Genomic DNA, 20,932 nt, shown 5'->3' with positions numbered 1-20,932 from the left:
TCGGACCCGACAGCCATTCCATCGGACAAACTGCCTGGGCGGATATCGTGCATCCGCGTGGCATCTGCACGGGCTCTTGCATCATCGTTCAAAGCCAGCCCCTTGAGCCAGCTGTAAGTCTCTACAGTTATCGCCTGAACGCTGTTCTCCCTCTAATGCCATCCGTCCCATGGCTGGAGTGAAGGCGTGATGATGACCGTGCTCAGCAGCACAAGGAGTCAGCTTTCCAGCGACGTCGAGACGGAACTTGCCAGCTACCGCTACGCCATTTTCGTGGAAACGCTGCAGTGGCAACTTCCCGCCGAGAACGGGCGCGAATTTGACCAGTTCGATCGTCCCGACACGCATTACGTCATTGCAAGAGATGGACAGGGTCGGATCTGTGGTTGCGCACGGTTGTTGCCGACCACCAAGGCGTACCTGCTCGACGAAGTTTTCCCGGGCTTGATGAATGGTCTGCCTGCCCCGCACGACCCGCGGGTGTGGGAGCTCTCACGCTTCTCCGTCAAGGACACGGCCGAACTCAAGCCGCTGTCGAGAGAAGAGGCGCGAGCCCGCTTCTGCATCCTGTTCGCCGCCGTGGTCAATGCCGCGCTGGAGCAAGGCGCAACCCGCCTCGTCACGTTCACCGCCATGGGCGTCGAACGCATCTTGCGGAGCATCGGCATGCATGCGCACCGTGTCGGCCCTCCGCAACCCATCGACGGCAAACCGGTTCTGGCCATGTGGATCGAACTGGACGAACAGACGTGTGCCGCACTGGGCATCGCGTGGCAACCATCTAACGGGTTGTCGCACTGACACGCAAGGGGCCGTCGGCAGGACTCCGAAAACGGGGCGGTCGACGGGAGCCTTCTTGAGCCATCCGGAACGGGCCTGCAGCGACAACGCCACTCGGATCAGCAGGAGACAGGAACCACAGGGGGCTCCTTATCATGCTAGACAGGGACGACGGCATTCTGCTTCCATGCGACCTGGTTTCCCTCAGCGGAACCCTTCGGGTCTGCAACATGGAAATGGTGCTCCTGAACGCCGATGGTCCGCGAGCCATCGTGGACACCATTGCGCAAGACGACGCTTTCCTGTGCACCGCAGAATCGGCGTTCTCGTTCCGCGCCCGACTCAGCTTGCCAGCCAATTGGTGTCTGCTCGGCTATATCCATCACACGGACGACAGCAGTTGGTGCCACGGACTGTCGCTCGCCACGGATACGACGTTCACCCTGTTCCCCGAAGGCAACAGCGAATTCATGTTCACGGCGGGCAGCCGGCTCACGCTGCTGATGCTGCCGCTGCAACGGCTTCGGGAGAAATTCTCGGAGATGGACCCGCGCCCTTCAGCAGCACCCTCCCGACCGCATGCACTATTCCGCCTTGCCGAATCTTCGGCCGCGCAGAAGTTGAGGACGGCCTACGAGACCACGTGCCGGCAGATCGCCACACCCGCCGCACCATCCGTGGCGGACGTGCCCGCCAGCCGAACCCGCGTCGACGTGGAGGCACTGCTCGAGGCACACATTGCAGCCAGTCTTGCCGTAACTGCGGACAGTTTGCCGAACTGTTCGCGCGGTCGACGAAGGCATTACCTGATCATGCAGCGCACCGAGCAGTTCATGCGCGCCAACCTGCGCAACGACATCTACGTCAACGAGATGTGCAACGCCGCCGAAGTGAGCGAACGAGCCTTGCGATATGCCTTCGAAGACATGCTTGGCATTTCGCCGAACCGCTACCTGTCCATGCTGCGATTGTGTACTGCCTGCCGGAGCCTGGCAGCGTCCGACGTCAGCCGGCGTTCGGTGAAATCGGTGGCGCTCAGCTGCGGACTATGGGATCTGTCGCGTTTCGCCGACAGCTATCGCCGCGTGTTCGGAGAATTGCCGCACGACACGCTGATGCGAACACCGGTTACGGAACCGCTGCCGTACTGAAGTCAGCCCGACATGGGGATGTTCCCGTCCGTCGCTTGCTGTCGTCGCGGTCGACGCCCCGGCACATCCACGCATGGGATGCCGATGATGATGCGCCGACAGAGGGAGCAGCCATCCACGGCGTCGATCGCAACAGCACAACTCGGGACGTTCAGGAGCGGGCGCTTCCCGACAGCTCCACCCTGCGATTGGGAGCCAGACAGGCAATCAGACGGGCGTGTTCGTGGTCCGTGCATTGGACAACCGGATCCGCCTCACCGCGTCCTTCCACCTGGATGGTTTCAGCGGAAACTCCTCCGCTGACCAGGTAATCGCGAACCGATTCGGCGCGACGCCGCGAGAGCGCCCGGTTGTAGCCGTCGGTCCCGATGCGGTCGGTGTAACCGACCACCAGGATGTCTTCGATCTGGCTGGCCGACTGCACCTGCTTCAGCAGACCTGAAAGGTGTTCCCTGCCCTGCTCGGTAAGCATCGCACTGTCGAAAGCGAACAGGGCATCGGAAGAAAGCCTGATCGGTTGCGCCGGCAAGGCCACTGACGGTTGCGCCGCCACCGGCTCGACCGGCCGATCGATCACCGATTTGCACGAGGCGGGCTTCCAGTAGAAGGCACTGGCCTTGCCATCCTTATCGAAGTGCACCTGATACTGGCAGCTGAACGATTCGCCATCGACCTTGCGGAAGTCGAACAGATAGTTCCACTCGCGCACGCCGAACACGCCTTCGTTGAAGTGTGGGGTACCCAGCATTGCGTAGAGTTGCCGCTTGCTGACACCCGGTGCGACCTTGCGCAGGTTCTCGATGTTGACGAAGCTGCCCTCCGGCACTGTCGCACGTGCGGGATCCGGAAAGACCACGTCGTCGCCAGCCCCCGACGTCTTCGACGGATTGCTGCCGCATCCGGCCAGCAGAAGGCCGGCAAGCACAGTCGGCAACGTCAATTGGCGTACTTTCATCATGTGCATTCCACTCCGTTGTATGCCGCGGATAACCGACTGCGGATCTACCATTGGAAGCCGGCGCCGATGGATACCCCGGCGTCACCGCGGGTATCGGTCGAACCGGTCAGCTTGTAGACCCAGCGCCCTCCTTCGGAAATGGTGGACACGCCAATCGCCAGGCTCGATTCGCCGCGGAAGGTGCCTGCCGATACAGCCGCCATGCTCTTGCCCGGTTCGTAGGCCTGCGGCATCCCCGCCATCGCCATCGCGGCCGCGACGCCGGCGTTGGCGCGGTTGCCGAGCTCGCGCACCTGCTGATCGGTGTACGAATTGGCCCAGTTCACGGCCCGCGCAAGGCCGGTGTTCAGCTGACCGACGTTGACGGCATCCGTATCGGCCACACCTGCAGCCACGTTGTGGATGGTGGTGGGGCCGCCGCCGTTGCCCAGGGTCACGTTGCCGTAGTCAATGCCGCCGGAGCCGTTGGTGTCGTAGTGCACCGAACCTTGCGTCGACGCGGTCATCGAGGCATTGAGCTGGTCGAGGTTTACCGCATCGGTGCCCTCGGTACCGGCCGCAACGTTGGTGATCTGGCGACTGTTGCCGTCGCTGCCAACCGAGACCGTGTTGTCCCGGTCCGCAACCGATCCCGCGCCGATCGCCACCGAATTGTCGCCGCTTGCCGCGGCACCGTTGCCTATAGCCACGCTGTCACTGCCGGACGCCTCGGCCACAGGTCCTATCGCCACGCTGTCGGAGCCGGTTGCGGTGGAGTCCCCGAGCGTCGAGTTGACGTTGAAGTATTTGATGGTGCCCGAACCTTGCGTGAGGCTTGCGATGTCGTTGTACAGGTTGTAATTGCTGTAGATGTTGCTGGTGTCCTGGGTCCAGTGCCACAGCTGTGAACCGTTGACCGCGTCGGTGCTGGTCGTTGTTTCATCACCGGCGGCCATGTTGCTCACCTTCACCTGTGCGCCACTGCCATCGCCGAGCAGGGTGATGGTGTTGGTCGCATTGCCCGAGCTGTCGGCGTCGTATTTCACCGCCAGTTTGTCGACCGAATCGACCTGGTCGCCGACCGCCTTGAGTTGGGCCACGTTGACCGCATCGTCGTCGGCCGACCCTGCGGCCACGCCGGTGATCTGGCGATCGCCGACGTTCAGCTCGCCCAGCGAGGTCTGTGGTGATACCAGCCCATAGGCGGTGTAACTGGTCAGCGCACCCACCGAGGTAATGGAGCCAGCACCGAGCGCAATGCTGTTGGCCATGCTGGCATTGGCGCCGGTACCAAGGGCCAGCGCATCGTCGGCGCTTGCACTGGCACCGTCGCCCATGGCCACGCTGCTGGCGCCACTGGCATCCGCCTGCGGGCCGACAGCAACACTGTCACTGCCGCTGGCACCGCCATCCGCCGCAGCGGAATTGACGTGGAAGTACTTGATTCCCTGGCTGCTGCCGCCACCAGTCAGCGCATCCAAGACCGCCTGCACCGAGTCATAGCTGCCACCGCCGTAGTTCAGGCCCGCGGTCAGCATGCCGGTGCCGCTGTCATAGGTCGAGACGCCACCCAGGGAGCTGGCCAGCGACGTACCCAGGGTGTTCACACCGCTGACCACCGAGAACAGTTGCGAGCCGTTGACCGCATCGGTCGAGGTTGCGGCAAGCACGCCTGGCGCCACGTTCTGGATCTGCCGCTCCTGGCCTGGGGCACCGACCGACAACGCTGCAAAGGCATTGCCTGCTGCGCTGCCACCGTAGAAGGCGAAGTCTCCCGTATGGGGTGCCGACGTGATCGAATTCGCACCAAGCGCGACATCGTCACTATTGGTGGCCACCGCATTCATGCCGATCGCCACACTGTCCTGGCCCACCGCCATGCTGTCCGTGCCGCTACTTTCCGCGTGGAAGTACCGGGTTCCGTTGTCGTTGATGTTGGTGATGCTGTTGTTTGTCGCATACAGCTGGGAGCCGTTGACGGCCTCGGTACTGGTGGCGCTGAGGTCCGCCTGGTGAAGGTTGCCCAGGACGGTGCCGTTGGTGACCCCACCATCGGTGCTGGTCGTGCCGCCAAGCGTCACATGGGCCTTGCTGGCATCGTCATACTGCACCGAATTGTTGGCCACCCCGGCCACCCCTTCCAGCTGGGCAACATTCACCGCGTCGTCCTGCGCGCTGCCGGCGGCCACGCCGGTGATCTGGCGATTGCCGACGTTGAGTTCGCCTGCGGAGGTCTGCGGTGCGGTCAGGCCGTAGGCGGTGTAGTTGGTCTGTGCACCAACCAGCGTGACCGAGTCGGCACCCAGCGCGATACTGTTGGCCATGCTGGCCGTGGCACCGGCACCGAAGGCCAACGCATCGTTGGCGCTGGCCGTAGCCCCGTTGCCGACGGCCACGCTGCTGTCTCCCCCGGCGATCGCCGCAGGTCCGGCGGCAACGCTGTCGGCACCGGTGGCTGCGGCGGCAGCCAGCGCCGAATTCGCCTGGAAATACTTGGTACCGACATCGTAGATGTTGTTGATGCTGGTGTTGGTCGCATACAGCTGCGCGCCATTGACCGCATCGGTACTGGTGGCGCTGACATCCCCCTGATGCACGTTGCTGATGGTGGTGCCATTGGTCACCCCGCCGTCGGTGCTGGTCGTGCCGCCGAGCGTCACGCTGGTCTCGCCGACGTCGTCATACTGCACCGAGTTGCCGGCCAGCGCGCTCACGCTCTTGAGCTGGGCCACATTCACCGCGTCGGTGTCGGCACTGCCGGCAGCCAGGTTGGTGATCTGGCGCTCGCTGCCCGGTGAACCGATCGACACCTCGCCGACAGAGGTCTGCGGCGCCGCCAGGCCGTATGCCGTGTAGCCGGCTTGCGCTCCGCGCGTGGCCGACGACTGGTAACCCAGGGCAACGCTGTTGGCTACGGAAGCGGTGGCCTCGGCACCGATGATGGTCTGGGCATTGGCCGTGCCCGCTGCGTCATCTCCGATCACGACCGAGTGGCCCAAGCGCGCGCCGTAGTCTGCCGTCGGCACGCCGCTCGGGTTGTTCGGGTCGTCGCGACCATCGCCCGGAAAAACGGTGTCGGCATCGACCGTAGCCAACGTATGGCTGGCGTTCGTGCCGATCACCACTTCCTTCGAGCCATTGGCCGTGGCGCCATCACCCACCAGAACCTGATAGTCCTGTGCCGCGTTGACGCCCCAGCAGGACTCGGTAAGCACGCCAAGCACGTTGAGGCAAGTCGATGACCATGCCGGCGCGCCGCCGGGAAGCACCAGGCCAAGCAGTCCACCTGCCGCACCGTTGTTGATGTTGTTGATGTAATTGCCTGAACTGACCCCGCCCAGCAAGGTGAGATGCGAGTTGATGCCGGTGCCACCAACCAGGTCACCGTTGGTGGCCGTGAGCACGGTGCCGACAGGTGTCAGGTTGAGCACAGGAAGGCCAAGCAGGTTGAGCGTGGAATAGCCCTGGGTGAAGTTGGCGTTGTCCACCCGCAGGCTGCCGCTGGTGACATAGCCGTCCGTGTTGTTGAACAGCGCGTTGGGTGTCGAACCGAGCAGGTCGGTCGTGGTGCCGACCACGCCACCATTGCCGACGATGAGCCCGGTGGGTGTCGGCCCGGGGGGCGGTACCACGGGCACCGCCTGCGGCTGGACGATTGCCATGCTTTCGGCCGTCGGCATCGGGGCGGACTGCACCTGCGACAAGGTGGCGTTCGCAATTACTGGCGACGAATACGGGGAGAGCGACGGGGTCGGCGGCGTTGCGCCATCTGATGCGGTTGCCTTGTCCTCCTCTGCGGCGGCCAGAACGTCGTCATCGACATCCTCGCCGTTGTCATCCTTGTCGATCTTCCTGGTGGCGTGCACGCGGCGACGATCCAGAGCGGTATCCGCAACTGGCTCCCGAGCGGTGTCCGTCGCCTTGAGCGAAACGAGTTCGCGATGCGGTGCAATCGCCTGCGGGCTTGCAGCAGCTTGCAGGCTCGAAGCCCTGCCAGGCTGCGCCATCGCTGCCGTCGGTGCCTGCCCGCGCGTTGCTGTCGCTGTCGCCAGTTCATTGCGGGGTCTGCTTCCATGCACGGCACGCGATCCGCGCGCCGACATGGCCACTTCGCCGGTGTGGCGAAGCCCGGCCGATACAGCTGGTTGGCGATGCCCTGGTCGAACCGCCACTGGCATCGGCGGCGCCACGCGCGCGGCTGACGAGTACGGCCGCGATGCTGCAGCCGTCGCCACCGGCACGGCCGCATGGCTGCTGTCATACCTGTCCATCACCGATTGCAGATCCGCCAGCTTGGCATCCTGTGCCAGCGCCACCGAACCATGCAGGAAGGCGGCAAAGCCAAGCATGATCGCCGAAAGCAGCAGCGACGGCCTGCCCACCACACGGGAACCGGAGCAACTGCTCCGGCGACTTGCACGGGCCAGTTCCGATGTCGCCACCATGGCACCGATGGAACGGCACCAGACCAGACGATAAATGCGATTCATTAGGAAACCCCTCTTGCCGATGGTCGGCATCCGACCTGCACATCTGTGCCCAAGCCGTCCGATGATTGAGGCGCCCATACCCGCGACGCTGACCTTCATTGAACCGCTCCCGCAACTGATCCAATGTGTCAATCCGGCATTGCGCTATGTGTATCCGGCAAGGACATGCACGAATACGGCAATTAGTTGGCAGCTCCCCTCGCTCAACCACGCGGCACTGATGGGCTGACTGACGGCAATGTCAGCCCGCAACACGAACTCGATTCAGAAGATCACCCGCCCCTTCCCGGTTCGAATGGACTTTCTACCGGGACAGCAAAACCTTCGCCCGATGAGCGCGACATCGTTCTTCGCAGCACCTTGCCGGGCGACAACCACGGCGAGGCCCACCCGTCTCGACCTGAAATTCGGCGGCCTTCGGCGTGTGCAATCCACTACGGAAGGTTGCGACAGCAAGACCCGACGAATCGTCCAGCGAGAGCACCGGATCGGTGACTGTGGGAACTGTCCTACAGGTGAAAGGGCGAAACTGCCACAGGCACGCCGGGATACCATGGCCACCAGGATTGCGTGGCCGCTCTCGATGACCGCGCGCACAAGGAGAGGTGCCGATGAGCCGACAGTCGTTGAGTCGCGAACAGTTGCAGCAACGCGCCGCACGGCGCCATACGTGGCAAGAAGCCGCGGCCGGGGCGCCACAGATCGCCGCCCTGTTCGAACCCCGAAGCCCCACGTTCCGCACGCTGGACAAGAAGCTCGTCCTCGGCGATGAGGCTCTTCGCATGCTGCGTGCGCTTAATGACTTCGACCGCCGCAAGGTGACGGAAGAGCTGCTGGATATCGCCCTGCACCCGAACCGACTGGACGCCGACACTGGCCGCAGGGACTGGTTTCAGCGGCTGCTCCCTAGTCGCTACCCGTTCAAGGGCTACCACTACAAGATCCGCTATGCGATCGTGCCGGGCAAACCGGTGGTGATCGTCGATATCTATCTGGACCACGATCTGCTGCGGTCGAAACTGCCGGACTCCATGCAACGAAACGCGTTGTATCGCGTGAACAAGGTGGGGACAGCAAGTTTCACACCTGAATTCAAGCGATTGGGAAGCAAGTCCGAGGACGTCGCCGTTGCGCTGGAGGCCAGTTGGGACACTGAAAATGCCACGCCTACCCACCGCATCGAGACCTTTCACGCAGCCGTCAACGGCATGCAGAACAATCTCGCCAAGGCAGCCTGGCTGATGGGTACGCACCTCGAAACCGCTTACGGGGACAAAGCTGAGCCCATCGATAATTACACCTTGTTCTTCAATCCCACCGACGGGCTAAGTCGGGACTTGTTCGAGTGCGCCTTCGACAAGCAGAACCTGATGGAGTGCAGCAACAACAGCCAGCATCTGGCGGCGGTGCTGGTGGAGGCGCAAAGGCGCGGACACCGCACGCGCTGGGTAGCGCACAGCCAGGGCGCCATCATCTTCATCGCCGCCGTCGAGTTTGCGCTGCAGCACTATGGCATCCGTCTCGATCGCCACAGCGTTTGCCTGCATGGCGCCGGCTGCAACGTCAGACAGGCCGAGCTCACCTGCACCCGTGCAGGCATCACGATCGAGCGCGTGCGCAACAACCCGTTCGACATGGTGCCCAATATCTTCGGCCCCAACGACTGGAGTCTTAGCGGGCTGGAGCGGTCGTGGAAGTTCCGCGGCCTGGTCGGCAAAGGTGGTCCGCTGGCCAGTCCGCACACCTTGCCGTATCTGGGCCTGGAAACCTATGTGGAGCAACTGAGGTTCACCGGGCACCATGAACTGGCACGCTATGCGCAGCAGTTTCACCCTTCCGAGATGGCCTGAATCATGAGCAAGTCCTCGCCGCCGACCACGTCCTTCAAGCGCCGTCCGCAACCCTGGTACAAGCGGTTGACCTTGGCCCTCAGCGCTCCACAGGGCGGCATACCGGTGGCTCGCGTCATGCCTCGGCAGACCGATTGCGGACCATTTGTCCTGAGCTTTGTCGAACCCTCGGCCGCCTTTGGCGAGAGCGAGGCAGGTCCTGATTCCGTCAACCTTGACGCCATGAACTTCATCGGCGCGAGTCTTGGCGAGTGGCGAGCTTGCCACCGGACAATCGAGCTGGGGATAAGCAACTGGATCTACCACTTGCCGCGCCTGCACAGCTCACGCATCTATCCTGTCCCACATCCGCCCTACGCCATCATCACGGCCTATTGGCAACTCGAACGGGTCAAGCACGACATCCAGCTTCAACCCGATGACATGGCCATGCTCGAGGACTACCTGCGCCATGACTACATCGCCTTCCTGGAATCCGAGGGCGGCCCCAACTGGAAGCTGCGCGATGAGACGTACAAGGGCAAGACGATCGGCGGCTCCCCGTTGCCGCAATACCAGATCGACGACATTCTGGCGGCCCACTTGAAAAGTCCCCCTTCGAGCTATGAGCCGCTGACCAGCAATGGCATGCATTGGTTGCGCTACCTCTGGGATCCGATGCAAGGCATGCCGAATACCCTCAACTACACCACGGTTCTGCTACCCGACGTGCTGTTGACGGTATGTTTCCACATCACGCGCATGAACTCCGAACCCTGGGAAGACTGGTGGGACCTGTTCATGGAGGACTGCGAGATCCTGGTGAAGACGATTGCCTGCCAACGCAAGGAACTGCCGGGCGCCGGCGCTACCGCGTCGGAATGACCGGCTTGAGGGCTTGGGAGATTCACGACTCAGCGGCGGTTCGATTCGCCGACTGCTCCGAGCACCTGAAAGCGGATCGTGGCGAAGGCGCCGTCGCCGGCGAGCGCCGTGACGCGCTGATCGCCGCTTTGCGGCAGGTCGATCGACATCGGCTCGGCGGCTTCGCTGCGGCCTTGCAGTCGTCCGTTGAGCAGCCATTGCACCGGGCCTTGCGCGCCCAGCGCGCGCAGGTTGATGCGCAGCGGCTGGTCGCTGTTCGGCGCCTGGCGCAGGGTGACGCCATCGCCGAGGGCGCTGATGCGGATCGGGTTGGCGCTGCCCAGTGAGTCGGCGGCACAGCCCGGCGCCAGTGGCGGCAATGCCGAACTTTCCCGGTCGTCGCGACTGAGCCACGGCGTGGCCAGCGCCGGCCAGCGTGCCAGCTGGACGGTCTGCTCGTGCGGCGCATGGCAGGCGCCGCTGAGCCGATGTCCGCGGCCGTCGACACGCAGCGTGATCAGGCCCGCCGACCACGCGCCGAGGCCGCGTTCGGCGAAAGTGGGCGGCAACGCATCGTCCAGCAGCCAGGCGGTGCGGTGCTGACGGCACAGTGCCGGAGCGGTGGACTCCAGCGCGCCACCCAGTGGCCAGCAGATCTCGCGCTGGCCGACGCTGGCCGGTTGCGCGGCGACATGACCGCCCCGCGACGGCAGCATGTCGGCGATCTGGAACAGCAGCGGCAGCGCGGTCACCGCGCCGTACTGGCCGGGCGAGGGCGTGCCGTCCGGGCGGCCGATCCACACGCCGATGGTCCAGCGGTCGGTGACGCCGATCGACCACGCGTCGCGGTAGCCGTAGCTGGTGCCGGTCTTCCACGCCACGCTGGCGTGGCGATTGATCGCGCCGGCCAGCGGCGCGCCTTCGACGTCGGCGGGGTTGTGCGCAAGGATGTCGCGGACGATCCACGCCGCGCCCGGCGACAGCAGCCGTCGTTGGTGGGCGGGCTGGTCGGCGGTGTAACGCGGCATGCCGGCGATGCCGCCGTTGGCGAACGCGGTATAGGCGCCCACCAGGTTTTCCAACCGGGTGGACGCGCCGCCGAGGATGATCGACAGGTTCGGCTGCGCGCCGGCCGGCAGTCCGAGGTCGACGCCGCCCGCGGCCAGTCGCGCCACGAAACGGCTCGGCCCGACCCGGTCCAGCACATCCACCGCCGGCACGTTGAGCGAGCGCTGCAAGGCCTCGGCCGCGCTGACCGGGCCGGAGAATGCCTCGTCGAAATTGCCCGGCTTGTAGCCACCGAAATCCTGCGGCGCGTCGACCAGCAGGCTTTCGGAAGTGATCAGGCCGTCGTCCAGCGCCAGTCCGTACAGGAACGGCTTCAGCGTGGAACCGGGCGAGCGCGGCGCGGCCACCATGTCGATGTAGCCGTGCCGCTGCGGGTTGGCGAAGTCGCTGGTGCCGACGTAGATACGCGCCTCCAGCGTGGCGTTGTCGACCACCAGCAACGCGGCCGAGGTGTGCGGCGGCAGTCGCGACAGGTAGGCGCCGACGCGATCCTCGGCGGCGCGCTGCAGGTTCGCGTCGATGGTGCTGGTGATCCGCCGCGAAGCCGGCTGCTGGCGCTGCAGCCGCTCGGCCAGCAGCGCGGCCGACAGCGGCGCGCGCAGCGAACGCGCCACCACCGGTTCGATCGCCGCATCGCGCACCTCGGCCGCGCTCCACACGCCGAGATCGCGCATGCGGCGCAGCACCTTGTCGCGGGCGGCACGCGCCGCTTGCGCGCGACGATCCGGGCGCAGCCGGCTGGGCGATTGTGGCAGCACCGCCAGCAGCGCGGCCTCCGCATGCGACAAGCGCGTGGCCGGCTTGCCCAGGTACGCCCACGAAGCCGCCTCGACGCCTTCGATCGGCCCGCCGAACGGCGCGTGGTTGAGATACAGGTCGAGGATCTGCGCCTTCGACAGATGCGCTTCCAGTTGCAGCGCGCGGAAGATCTGCACCAGCTTGCCGCGGAAGGTATGCGGGATCGGTTCGATGATCCGCGCCACCTGCATGGTCAGGGTGGAGCCGCCCGAGACGATGTGCCCATGGAGGATGCCACCGGCAAAGCCGCGCAGCAGCGCATACGGATTCACTCCGGGATGGCGGTAGAACCAGCGGTCCTCATAGGTCAGCAGCGCCTGCAGATAGAGCGGCGACACCTGCTTCGCCGTGGTCGGATAACGCCACACGCCGTCGCTGTCGGCGAACGCGCGCAGCGGCGTGCCATCGCGCGCCAGCACCACGGTGCTGCCGGTGTCGGGGGCGGGCAGGTGCAGCGGGAACAGGCGGTCGAGGATGAAGGCGAGCAGCAGCAAGGCGAGGATGGCCATGCTGATGGCACGCAGCCAGCGCCACATGCGGGAGCGGCGCGTGGCAGTAGGAGGCGCTGTGGCTGGGATCATCATGGCGTCGGTAGGTTGCGGCGAAGCTGCCTTGCTCCCTCCCCTGCGCAGCAGGGGAGGGCTGGGGTGGGGTCGCTCTTCGTCAGGGTCGGGCGAAAATCAAAAGCTTTACCCCCTCCCGGCCTCCCCCTGCGAGCAGGGGGAGGAGCAAAGCACAGCTACGGTTCGACCACGGTGATCTTCGCCGGCTCGACCTTGCCGATGCCGCGCACGGCGGGACGGTACATGTCTTCCACCAGCGGCGGCGGCACGGTGTAATTGCCGGGGGTCACCGCACGCACCAGGTAGAACACGCGGGCCTTGTCGCCGCGACGCAGGTTCAGCGCGGCGGCGTAGCGGTCGTCGCGGTATTCCTCGTGCTGGATGTCTGCGGCCGAAGCGTGTTCGTCCAGGTTGATGCCGTCGATCACCACGCCGGACCAGGTCTGCGCGCCGCCCAGGTTGAGGTTCTCCACTTCCAGCCCGCCGGGCAGCAGGTCGGTGACCAGGGCATCGGGGATGTCCATGCGCGCCTCGATGTCGAGTTCGACGATCAGCGTATCGCCCTCCCTCAGCTCATCGCCCGTCCACGGCTTGCCGTCGGTGGTGAAGTAGCTGCGGCGCACGTCGATCTGGCTGTCGTCGGCCGCGGGCGCCTTCTGCGGGATGCCGGCCACGTCGAACGTGGCGAAGATCGCCGCGTCGCTGGTCGGCTGCACGCTGACGCCGGCATCGAGTTCGGCCACGCTGAGCGGGCGGCTCCACACGCGCTGGTCGGGCGCCTGCTCGGTCTTGCCGCCGGCGGTGATCGTGGCGGCCAGCGGGGCGTTGCTCTTCGCGTCGAACGCACTCGCCACGCGGGCGATCGCCGCCTGTTCCTGCGTGCTCAGGTACGACCACGACCAGCGGTAGTCCTTGTCCTGCTGCTGGCGCTGGCGCACGTTGGCGGTGGCGTTGCGGGCCCAGTCGACCAGCTTGGCGTCGTAGGCCGGCTTGTTCATGCCGTAGGTGTGGGTGAGCGCCACCATCAGGGCCAAGTCGCGCAGGTCCGAGCCGTAGTCGCCGACGTACCACGGGCGTTCCTTGCTCCACGCGAAGGCCTCGTCGATCGCCTTCTGCGCGCGCTCGTTGTCGCCCATCAGCTTCAGCGCGATACCCAGGTGCACCAGCGGCAGCGGGGCGACCAGCTTCTGCCGTTCGTTGTCGAACAGCGCGCGCAGCGTGCCCAGCGGCGCGCGGTTGACCCGGGCCAGCACGAAGCCGGAGTACGCCTCGTCGGCCAGCCGCATGTGGTCGTGGTGCTCGTAGTCGTAGTACGGATGGCCGCCGGCCAGCAGGTCGTCGTTGAGCCGCTGCAGCGATTTCTGCAGCACGTCCTGCGGCACGGCGAAACCGGCGTCGCGGGCGTCCAGCATGAAGTCGACCACGTACGGCGTGGTGAAGGTGACGATCGGACTGCTGCCGCCCCAGAAGCTGAAGTGGCCGTTGCTGGCCTGGAACGAGGCGATCCGCGACAGCGCACCCTCGACCGCCGCCTTGCGCACGTCATCGCTCATCACCGGTGCGCCCAGCGACTTGGCCGTCTGGCCGTCCAGAATCAGCGCGGCGTAACCTTTGCTGGTGGTCTGCTCGATGCAGCCGTACGGGTAGCGCAGGACGTCGCGCAAGGCGGCGGCATACGGCAGGGGCGGCAAGGTGCTCAGGGTGAGCCGCGCGTTCACCGTGGCCGGCAACAGGCCGGCGATCGCGGCAGCGCCGAAGCGCTGGGGCTTGCCGGCTTCCAGCGCCAGCGGCGTGGTGGTGACGGTTTCCGGCCAGGCCGGGCGCACCGCGAACTCGAAGTGACGATCCACGCGGTAGTCGTTGAGTTCGGCGTGGATGTCCACCGTCGCCACCGCCGCACCGGCCTGCGCCGCCACCGGCATGTGCAAGGTGATGCCGGCGCCGTCCTTCAGGGCCACATTCTGCACGGCCTTGTCCACGGTGATCGGGCCACCACTCTTGACGCTGACCTTGGCGGTGCCGTCCTTGCCCGAGAGGTTTTTCAGGTCGAGGCTGATCATCGCCTTGTCGCTGGCCGCCATCACCCGCGGCGTGCTGGGCTCGACCACCAGCGGCGCGCGCACGGTCACGTTGCCGTCGGCGTTGCCGTAGCGACTGTCGGTGTACGCCAGCGCAGCCAGCCGCAGGCTGCCGTTGAAGTCGGGCACGTCCACATGCAGGGTGGCCTTGCCCTGGGCGTCGAACGCCACCGGGCCGCTGAACAGGTCGACGATCTGCACCTTGGGATTGAGCCGGTTCGCCTTCGGCAGCGCGCCTGCACTCATGTCGCCACCGTAGCGCAGCCTGGCCTGCTCGCCGTCCATCGCCTCGATGATGCGGCTGTAGAGATCGTAGGCGTCGACGCTCAACGCACGCTTGCCGAACAGCCACGCCCACGCATCGGGCACCGGGTAGTCGGTAATGTTGAGCACGCCCTGGTCGACCGCCGACAGCGTGACGAACGCCTTCTGCCCGGCCAGGCCGGTGGCCTGCACGCCGACGTCGAGCGGATTGCCCGGGCGCATCAGCGCGGGCGCGGCGAGCTTGAGCGGAATGCGTCGGTCGTTGCGGTCCATCGCCACGTATTCCACGCCCATCGCGCGGGCCGGCGTGGTGTGCTCGGCCGCCTCGCCGCCGCGGAACACCAGCGCGGTGACATAGACGTCGTGGCGCTCCCAGTCTTTCGTCACCGGGATCTCGAATACCGCCCCGGCCTTGGCCTCGATGTTCTTCGTGTAGAGCAGATGATCCGACTCCACCAGCAACACGCCGGGGCCGTCCTGCGGCGGCGTCACCGTCACTTTCATGGTGTCGCCAGCGCGATAGCGGGCCTTGTCCAGCTGCAGCTTGACCTTGTCCGGACGCGCTTCCTTGCCCAGGTTTTCGTCATCCCAGCTGTAGCCGGCGAAGAACGGGAACACCGTGGTGAGCTTGGTGGCCGGGTCGTATACCTCGACGCGGTAGCTGCCCCACTGCACGGGGAATTCGACGTGGGCCGACTGGCCGGCGGCCACGTCGACATCCTTCTCGTCGACCAGCTGCAGGCGCTGGTTCGCGCTGGACTGCCAGCCACCGTTCTGCTCATACAGCCAGTAGAAGTCGCGCAGCTCACGCTGCAGGCGCACCTTCAGGTGGCTGCCGGCGATCAGCTCGCCCTTCGCGTTGGCGCGCACGATCTCGAAACCGGCCGGCGCCTCGCTTTCGGCGCCCTGCTTCGGGTCGAACAGCGGGCGCACGCCGACCAGCGCGTCGGCCGGCCAGTAGCTGCGCTTGAGCAGGCGGGTCACCGCGCGGCCGCCGCTTTCATAAACGCTGCCGGACAGGGTCACCGCCAGCGGCGCGACCGGCTGCACGTCGTCGGGCAGCGCCACGTCCTGCTCCAGCACGCCTTGCGCATCGAGCCTGGCGTCGATCACGTCGTCGGCGCTCTTGGGCAGCTCGACCAGCGGGTTGCCGAAGAAGGTGTCCTTCATCTTCTCCAGCGGATGCACCTCCGGCGCCACCAGCAGTTTCGCGGTGAAGCGGTTGCCGTCGGCGGGAGCGCCGTACAGATAGCTGGAGGCGACCTTGAGCTTCAGCGGCTCGTCCGGCGCCAGCTGCTGCTGCGGGCTGGACAGTTCGACCTTGAGCCGCTCGGGCAGGAACTCCTCGACGTGGAACGGGAACGCCTGCACGGTGTCCTTGGCTGAAGGGTCGAGGCGGAATTCCAGCTGCCACAGGCCGGTCGGCGCATCGGCCGGAATCGCCTGGCTCAGCTCGAAGTAGTTCAGCTGCTGCGGCTCCAGCCGTTTCTCCACCAGGGTGCGGCCGTCGGGCTGCTTCACCCGCACGAACAGCGACTGCGGCTTCATCGGCTTGCCGTCATAGTCGCGCAGCAAGGCCGACGCGCGCAGCGTCTCGCCGGGGCGGTACAGGTCGCGCCCGGACCACGCATAGACCTCGAACGGCGCCTGCCTGCGACCGCTGATGTCGAAGTTCGACACGTCCAGCGCCGGCCGGTTGAACGGCAGCACCGAGACATCCTTGCCGTGGCGCGCCACCAGCACGTCGGAGGCCTTGACCTTGTAGGCAATCAGCGCGTTGCCGTCGGCGTCGGTGGAGGCCTTGAGCTTGCTGCGCCCGTTCACGTCGCGCACTTCGACATCCACCGCATTGACCGGCGTGCCGTCGCGCAACGAGGCCACGTGCAGCAGCACGTTGTCGCGGTACACGCGCAGGTGCAGGCCGAGGTCGCTGACGAAGAAGGTGGCGGTGTCGTAGCCTTCCTTGAAGGTGCCGCCGGCCTTGACCACGGCCATGTACACGCCCGGCGTGGCCAGCTCCTTGATGTTCTGCACCGGCAGGTAGGTCACCGTGCGCTCGTTCGCCTCGCCACCCAGCGTGTAGTGGTTGGCGTAGACCGAGTCGGCGATGTCGGTGATCGGCACGCTGGCGCGGCGATCGTCGCCTTCGCCGCACTGGTTGTAGTAGCGGACCTCGTGGTCGAGCTCGTAGCTCTCGCGATGGCCGTTGCGCGGATAGGCGCAGAACAGGTCGGACAAGGCGTCGTCATGCACGCGGAAGAATTCCACGTCGGCGTCGTGCACGTTCATCGACACCAGCGGCAGGCCGCGGGTGCCGCGCGCGGGCAGCACGCTGCCGTGCGAGGCGAAGCCGACCGCCGCCGGCAGGTTGCCGGAATACACCTCATGCTTCACCTCGTGGCCCAGGGTGCGGCCGTCGGCGGCCAGCACGCCGGCCTTCAGCTGCACCACGTAGCGCGTGTTGGCCTGCACGAACGGGAAACTCAGCGTCTTGCCGTCGTCGTCCAGGCTCCAGCTGCCGCTGACCACCTCGCCGTTCGGGCCGGTCACCGCGATCAGGCTGTCGAACGCCTGGGCCGAGGCCAGTGCCGCGTTGAAGCGCAGGATCAGCGCGGTGCGCGAATCGCGCGGGGTGGAACTGGCCGAGACCAGCGCGAAGCCGGCCGTGCCGGCGTCCTTCGCGGGCGCAGTCGACGCACTGGCAGCAGGCTTGCCCTGCAGGGCGGGTTTGCCGTCGTCGCCACCGCGATGACAGGCGCCCAGCGCCAGGCCGATCGCAAGGCAGGCGAGGACTCGCCACGCAAGGTGGCGCGAGATGCGCCGGCTCGATCGAAGTGACATGCAACCTTCTCCCTGTAGGTTTGCGTGGAAGTATCGCCGCCAATCATGGCGATCCGGAGGCGCGCAGCGGGCGCGCCGATTTTTTTCGCGTCGAACGCAGTGTGCCCCAGCCGGCCCGCCGGAAACGGGCCGCAGCGCGCTTCCCCGCGAGGTCCTCTACGGAGCCGCCGCGAGATCCTGCCGGCCCAGCCAGTCGGCCAGCTGCATCAGCACCTGGCTGCGCCCCGGCTCGGCCTCGTTGAACAGCTCGTGGTACAGCGTGGAAAAGAAGCGGGTGGTCAGCTGGCCGCTGCCGGCCGCCTTGCGGGCGAACGAGCGACTGCCGGACGGATCGACCAGCGCATCGCTGTCGGCGACCAGCAGCAGGGTCGGCACCGCCAGGCCGGCGGCATCGCGGATGCAGGCGGCTCCGGCATGGAAGATGAAGTCGGCCAGTCGCGGGGTGATCCAGCCGTGGCGCAGCGGGTCGTTGCGGTAAGCGGCGACCACACCGGCTTCGTGCGACAGTTTGCTGGCGTCCAGCCCGTTGCGCAGCGGCAGGTTCGGCACGAGCCGGCTGAGCAGCCGGGCCAGCGCGATCATCCGGGGCGACTCCCAGCTGCGCAGCGCCGGCGATGACAACACCAGCGCCGGCGGCGTGACCCGGCCATCCAGCACCGCGCGCGCCGCGACCAGGCCGCCCATGCTGTGGCCCAGCAGCAGCGGCGGGTGCGGCTGGCTGGCGGCGTAGTCGTTGTAGACGGTGGCCAGATCCTCCAGCAGGTCGTCGGCCTGGCGCAGGGCACCGCGCCGCCCCGGGCTGCGGCCGTGGCCGCGCTGGTCGTAGCTGCGCACCGCGTGGCCGCGCTGGTTGAACCACGCTGCCAGGCGCTGGTAACGCCCGCCGTGTTCGCCCAGCCCGTGCACGATCAGCACCGCGCCGTGCGGCTGCGCCAGCGGCCAGTCACGCAGGCACAGCGGCTGGCCGTCGGCCATCTCCAGCCAGCTGATGCTGCTGTCGTCTTGCGCTGGCGCATCCGGCGTCGGCGCCCGTACCCGTCGTTCCACCCGCATCCTCCTCGCCTGTTTCAACGGGATACCGTAGCCGGATCGGCCGGTGTCGTCACCACCGGCCGATGCGCCCGAAGCTCAGTGCTCGGTGACCCGGGCGTCCTTCAGCAGCAGGTCGAGCTTGGCCTTCATTTCGGCGGCGGGGTGGCTGCCCTCGGCGTAGTGGTAGACGGTGTACAGCACGTCGGGCCGGGCCTGGCCCGGCGCGGCCAGCACGCTGCTGATCTTCATCACGTCGTTCTCGCTGCGCGGCACGCCGTCGAACGGCCGCTGGCGGTTGCTGATCTTGCTCCAGTTGCTCTTGTAGTCGTCGTTGAGGTCGTCCGACGGCACCACCACGCGGGCGAAATTGCTCCAGTACTTGTCGTGCGCACTGGCCGCCTGCCACACGTCGGTCACGTCCCACACCACCTTGCCGTGGTCGAGGAAGTAGCTGAAGCCGATGGTGAGCATGCTGTCCTTGTCGATCTTCTGCAGCGCCGGGGTGTAGGCGTAGCGCAGCCGCTTCGAGCTGTAGGCGAAGCGATGGCCGTAGTCGATGTCGATGTCGATGTCGTCGAACGCCGCCGGCAGCAGGTCCTTCTGCTTCAGGAAATCCTGCCACTGGGCCAGGCTGCCGTCGTAGGTGACGTAGAAGAAGTCGGTGAGCGCCTGCAGGTTGATCAGGAAGTCGTGCTCCTGGCTGGCCGGGGCGATCCGCATCAGCACCGCGTAGCCGTCCGGCACTGGCAGGGCGAAGCTCATCACCACCGCGTTCTCGGCCGGTATCGGCCATACCCGCACCTGCCAGCGGCGCTGCCAGGCATCGGTGTACAGCGTGTCGCGCACCGGCTTGCCCAGCGAGGTGATGCGCACTTGCTCGGGGCCGACGTTGCGGGTGAGGAAGCCGACCCTGGCGATCATGTCCATCAGCTTGACCGGGTCGCGATACAGCGCGGCGGCCGTCACGTTGTCGGGCCGGCGCACGTGGAACAGCAGGTTGCGCCCGACCACGCCCGGCGTGACGTAGCCATTGTTCGACAGGCTGGTCTTGCCGCCCTCCTTCTTCGCCAGGCTCCAGGTACCGTCGTTGTCGCGGGTGATCAGCGAGGGGAAGTCGTCCATCGACGGCGTCGAATGCAGCAGTTCGTTGGAGCCCTGGCCGCGCGGGAACAGCCGCTCCGGCTCCTTCGCCAGCAAGGCCTTGAGCTGGCTGTCGGCATAGGCGTTGAAGCGCTGCTGGAACGCCGCGCTGAAGTCGGCGAAGCTCAGCGGCAACTTGAACTCGGCCTTGAAGGTGTTGCTGAGCGTGGTGTCGAACACGTCGAACTGGTAGGGCATGCGCTGGTCGATCGAGGCAACGTGATCGGGCGCGTCCAGCACGCGGCCGATCGGCAGCGCGTAGTTCAGGTTTTCGTTCTGCGACTTCATCAGCACGATGCCGATGACCTTGCCGTTCGCGTCCAGCAGCGGACCGCCGCTGTTGCCCGGCGATGCCGCCGCGGAGAAGCGCATCCACTTCCAGCGGCCGTCCTGGTCCTCCGGCGTGTCGGAGGTGTACAGGCCGTCGCGGATCACCACGCCGGTGCCCAGCGCATTGCCTACCGCGTAGACCACGCCGTTGAGGCTGGGCGTGGTGTCCACCTCCAGCGCGGCGGCCTGCGCCGGCTGCGTGGCCAGGCTGAACACCACGAAATCCTGCTGCAGCGAATATTTCTCGATCTTGCCGATCGCATACACATGGCCGCCGGCATCGCGCAGCGCAGGCTCGCCCCACAGGCTGTCGATGCCCACCTGCAGCACATGCGCCGCGGTCACGTAGCGGTTGTTGCCCAGCGCGAAGGCGGTGCCGATCGAGTAATACTTGTCGTTGCGCTCCTGGAACGGCAGCAGCTCCAGCGGCAGCGGCTTCTCGTAGGTCAGCGGGTCCTTGACCGGCTTGGCCGCCACCACTTCGAAGGTGGCCGCCTGGATCTTCGGCAACACGGCCGGATCGAGACTGGCCGCATGGCTGGCGGCCGCAGCGAACAGGCTCACCAGGGCAAGGAGCGCGAACCGGCTGCAGGCCGTGCGCATGAAGCCGGGCTTGCGCCGCGGCGATTCCATTACGTGCATGAGTGTCCTTCGCATGAACGCCGCCACCGGATTCCCCCCGCGGGCCCCTGGCTGTGACGGCCGAATCTGGATACTGCCGATTCCGAATACTGCCATGACAGGTCCGGCGCTGCACCGGCGGGCTG

10 protein-coding genes are annotated in these 20,932 nt (G+C 66.2%); 4 read left to right on the top strand and 6 right to left on the bottom strand.

Going from position 1 to position 20,932, the window contains the following annotated elements; all coding sequences use genetic code 11:
• Positions 1-189: 189 nt before the first annotated feature.
• Positions 190-801, top strand: a complete 612-nt coding sequence (locus tag ASD55_RS01270; RefSeq protein WP_056717645.1) for an acyl-homoserine-lactone synthase — start codon at positions 190-192, stop codon at positions 799-801.
• Positions 802-1,010: 209 nt separating this feature from the next.
• The gene (locus ASD55_RS01265; RefSeq protein ID WP_235577693.1) at positions 1,011-1,931 is read left to right on the top strand and encodes a helix-turn-helix domain-containing protein; all 921 of its coding nucleotides are present in this window, start codon (positions 1,011-1,013) and stop codon (positions 1,929-1,931) included.
• A 151-nt stretch (positions 1,932-2,082) separates the two neighbouring features.
• Here ASD55_RS01265 and ASD55_RS01260 read toward each other — a convergent pair whose 3' ends face one another.
• Positions 2,083-2,940 (bottom strand): OmpA family protein, encoded by an 858-nt coding sequence (locus ASD55_RS01260; RefSeq protein ID WP_157598732.1) that lies wholly within the window; start codon positions 2,938-2,940, stop codon positions 2,083-2,085.
• Positions 2,934-7,457 (bottom strand): YadA-like family protein, encoded by a 4,524-nt coding sequence (locus ASD55_RS18240; protein ID WP_157598730.1) that lies wholly within the window; start codon positions 7,455-7,457, stop codon positions 2,934-2,936. Before ASD55_RS18240 ends, ASD55_RS01260 begins: the two co-directional genes overlap by 7 nt.
• 512 nt (positions 7,458-7,969) lie before the next feature.
• Here ASD55_RS18240 and ASD55_RS01250 point away from each other — a divergent pair.
• A complete protein-coding gene (locus ASD55_RS01250) occupies positions 7,970-9,208 on the top strand; it encodes a hypothetical protein (protein WP_056717648.1) in 1,239 nt (412 codons plus the stop codon).
• A 3-nt stretch (positions 9,209-9,211) separates the two neighbouring features.
• The gene (locus tag ASD55_RS01245; RefSeq protein ID WP_235577692.1) at positions 9,212-10,072 is read left to right on the top strand and encodes a hypothetical protein; all 861 of its coding nucleotides are present in this window, start codon (positions 9,212-9,214) and stop codon (positions 10,070-10,072) included.
• A gap of 29 nt (positions 10,073-10,101) precedes the next feature.
• Here ASD55_RS01245 and pbpC read toward each other — a convergent pair whose 3' ends face one another.
• From pbpC to ASD55_RS01225, 4 genes are all read right to left on the bottom strand, one after another.
• On the bottom strand, positions 10,102-12,453 hold the full coding sequence (gene pbpC / locus ASD55_RS01240) for a penicillin-binding protein 1C (RefSeq protein WP_200946049.1): 2,352 nt from the start codon (positions 12,451-12,453) through the stop codon (positions 10,102-10,104).
• Positions 12,454-12,656: 203 nt separating this feature from the next.
• Positions 12,657-17,663, bottom strand: a complete 5,007-nt coding sequence (locus ASD55_RS01235) for an alpha-2-macroglobulin (RefSeq protein ID WP_056763155.1) — start codon at positions 17,661-17,663, stop codon at positions 12,657-12,659.
• Between the two features lie 156 nt (positions 17,664-17,819).
• Complete coding sequence (locus ASD55_RS01230; RefSeq protein WP_200946048.1) at positions 17,820-18,710, bottom strand: alpha/beta hydrolase; 891 nt, start codon at positions 18,708-18,710, stop codon at positions 17,820-17,822.
• A gap of 81 nt (positions 18,711-18,791) precedes the next feature.
• Positions 18,792-20,807: a serine protease gene (locus ASD55_RS01225; protein WP_235577691.1), complete on the bottom strand. Its 2,016-nt coding sequence runs from the start codon at positions 20,805-20,807 to the stop codon at positions 18,792-18,794.
• Positions 20,808-20,932 lie beyond the last annotated feature (125 nt).

The sequence above is a fragment of the Rhodanobacter sp. Root561 genome (assembly GCF_001427365.1).
In the GTDB taxonomy this organism is placed as follows: Bacteria; Pseudomonadota; Gammaproteobacteria; order Xanthomonadales; family Rhodanobacteraceae; genus Rhodanobacter.
This window is presented reverse-complemented; position numbering and strand designations above follow the sequence as displayed.

Coding starts and splice junctions, on each gene's coding strand:
- ASD55_RS01235 (WP_056763155.1), bottom strand. CDS start 17,663: ATGTCACTTCGATCGAGCCGGCGCATCTCGCGCCACCTTGCGTGGCGA.
- ASD55_RS18240 (WP_157598730.1), bottom strand. CDS start 7,457: ATGAAGGTCAGCGTCGCGGGTATGGGCGCCTCAATCATCGGACGGCTT.
- ASD55_RS01260 (WP_157598732.1), bottom strand. CDS start 2,940: ATGGTAGATCCGCAGTCGGTTATCCGCGGCATACAACGGAGTGGAATG.
- ASD55_RS01225 (WP_235577691.1), bottom strand. CDS start 20,807: ATGCACGTAATGGAATCGCCGCGGCGCAAGCCCGGCTTCATGCGCACG.
- pbpC (WP_200946049.1), bottom strand. CDS start 12,453: ATGTGGCGCTGGCTGCGTGCCATCAGCATGGCCATCCTCGCCTTGCTG.
- ASD55_RS01245 (WP_235577692.1), top strand. CDS start 9,212: ATGAGCAAGTCCTCGCCGCCGACCACGTCCTTCAAGCGCCGTCCGCAA.
- ASD55_RS01265 (WP_235577693.1), top strand. CDS start 1,011: ATGGAAATGGTGCTCCTGAACGCCGATGGTCCGCGAGCCATCGTGGAC.
- ASD55_RS01270 (WP_056717645.1), top strand. CDS start 190: ATGATGACCGTGCTCAGCAGCACAAGGAGTCAGCTTTCCAGCGACGTC.
- ASD55_RS01250 (WP_056717648.1), top strand. CDS start 7,970: ATGAGCCGACAGTCGTTGAGTCGCGAACAGTTGCAGCAACGCGCCGCA.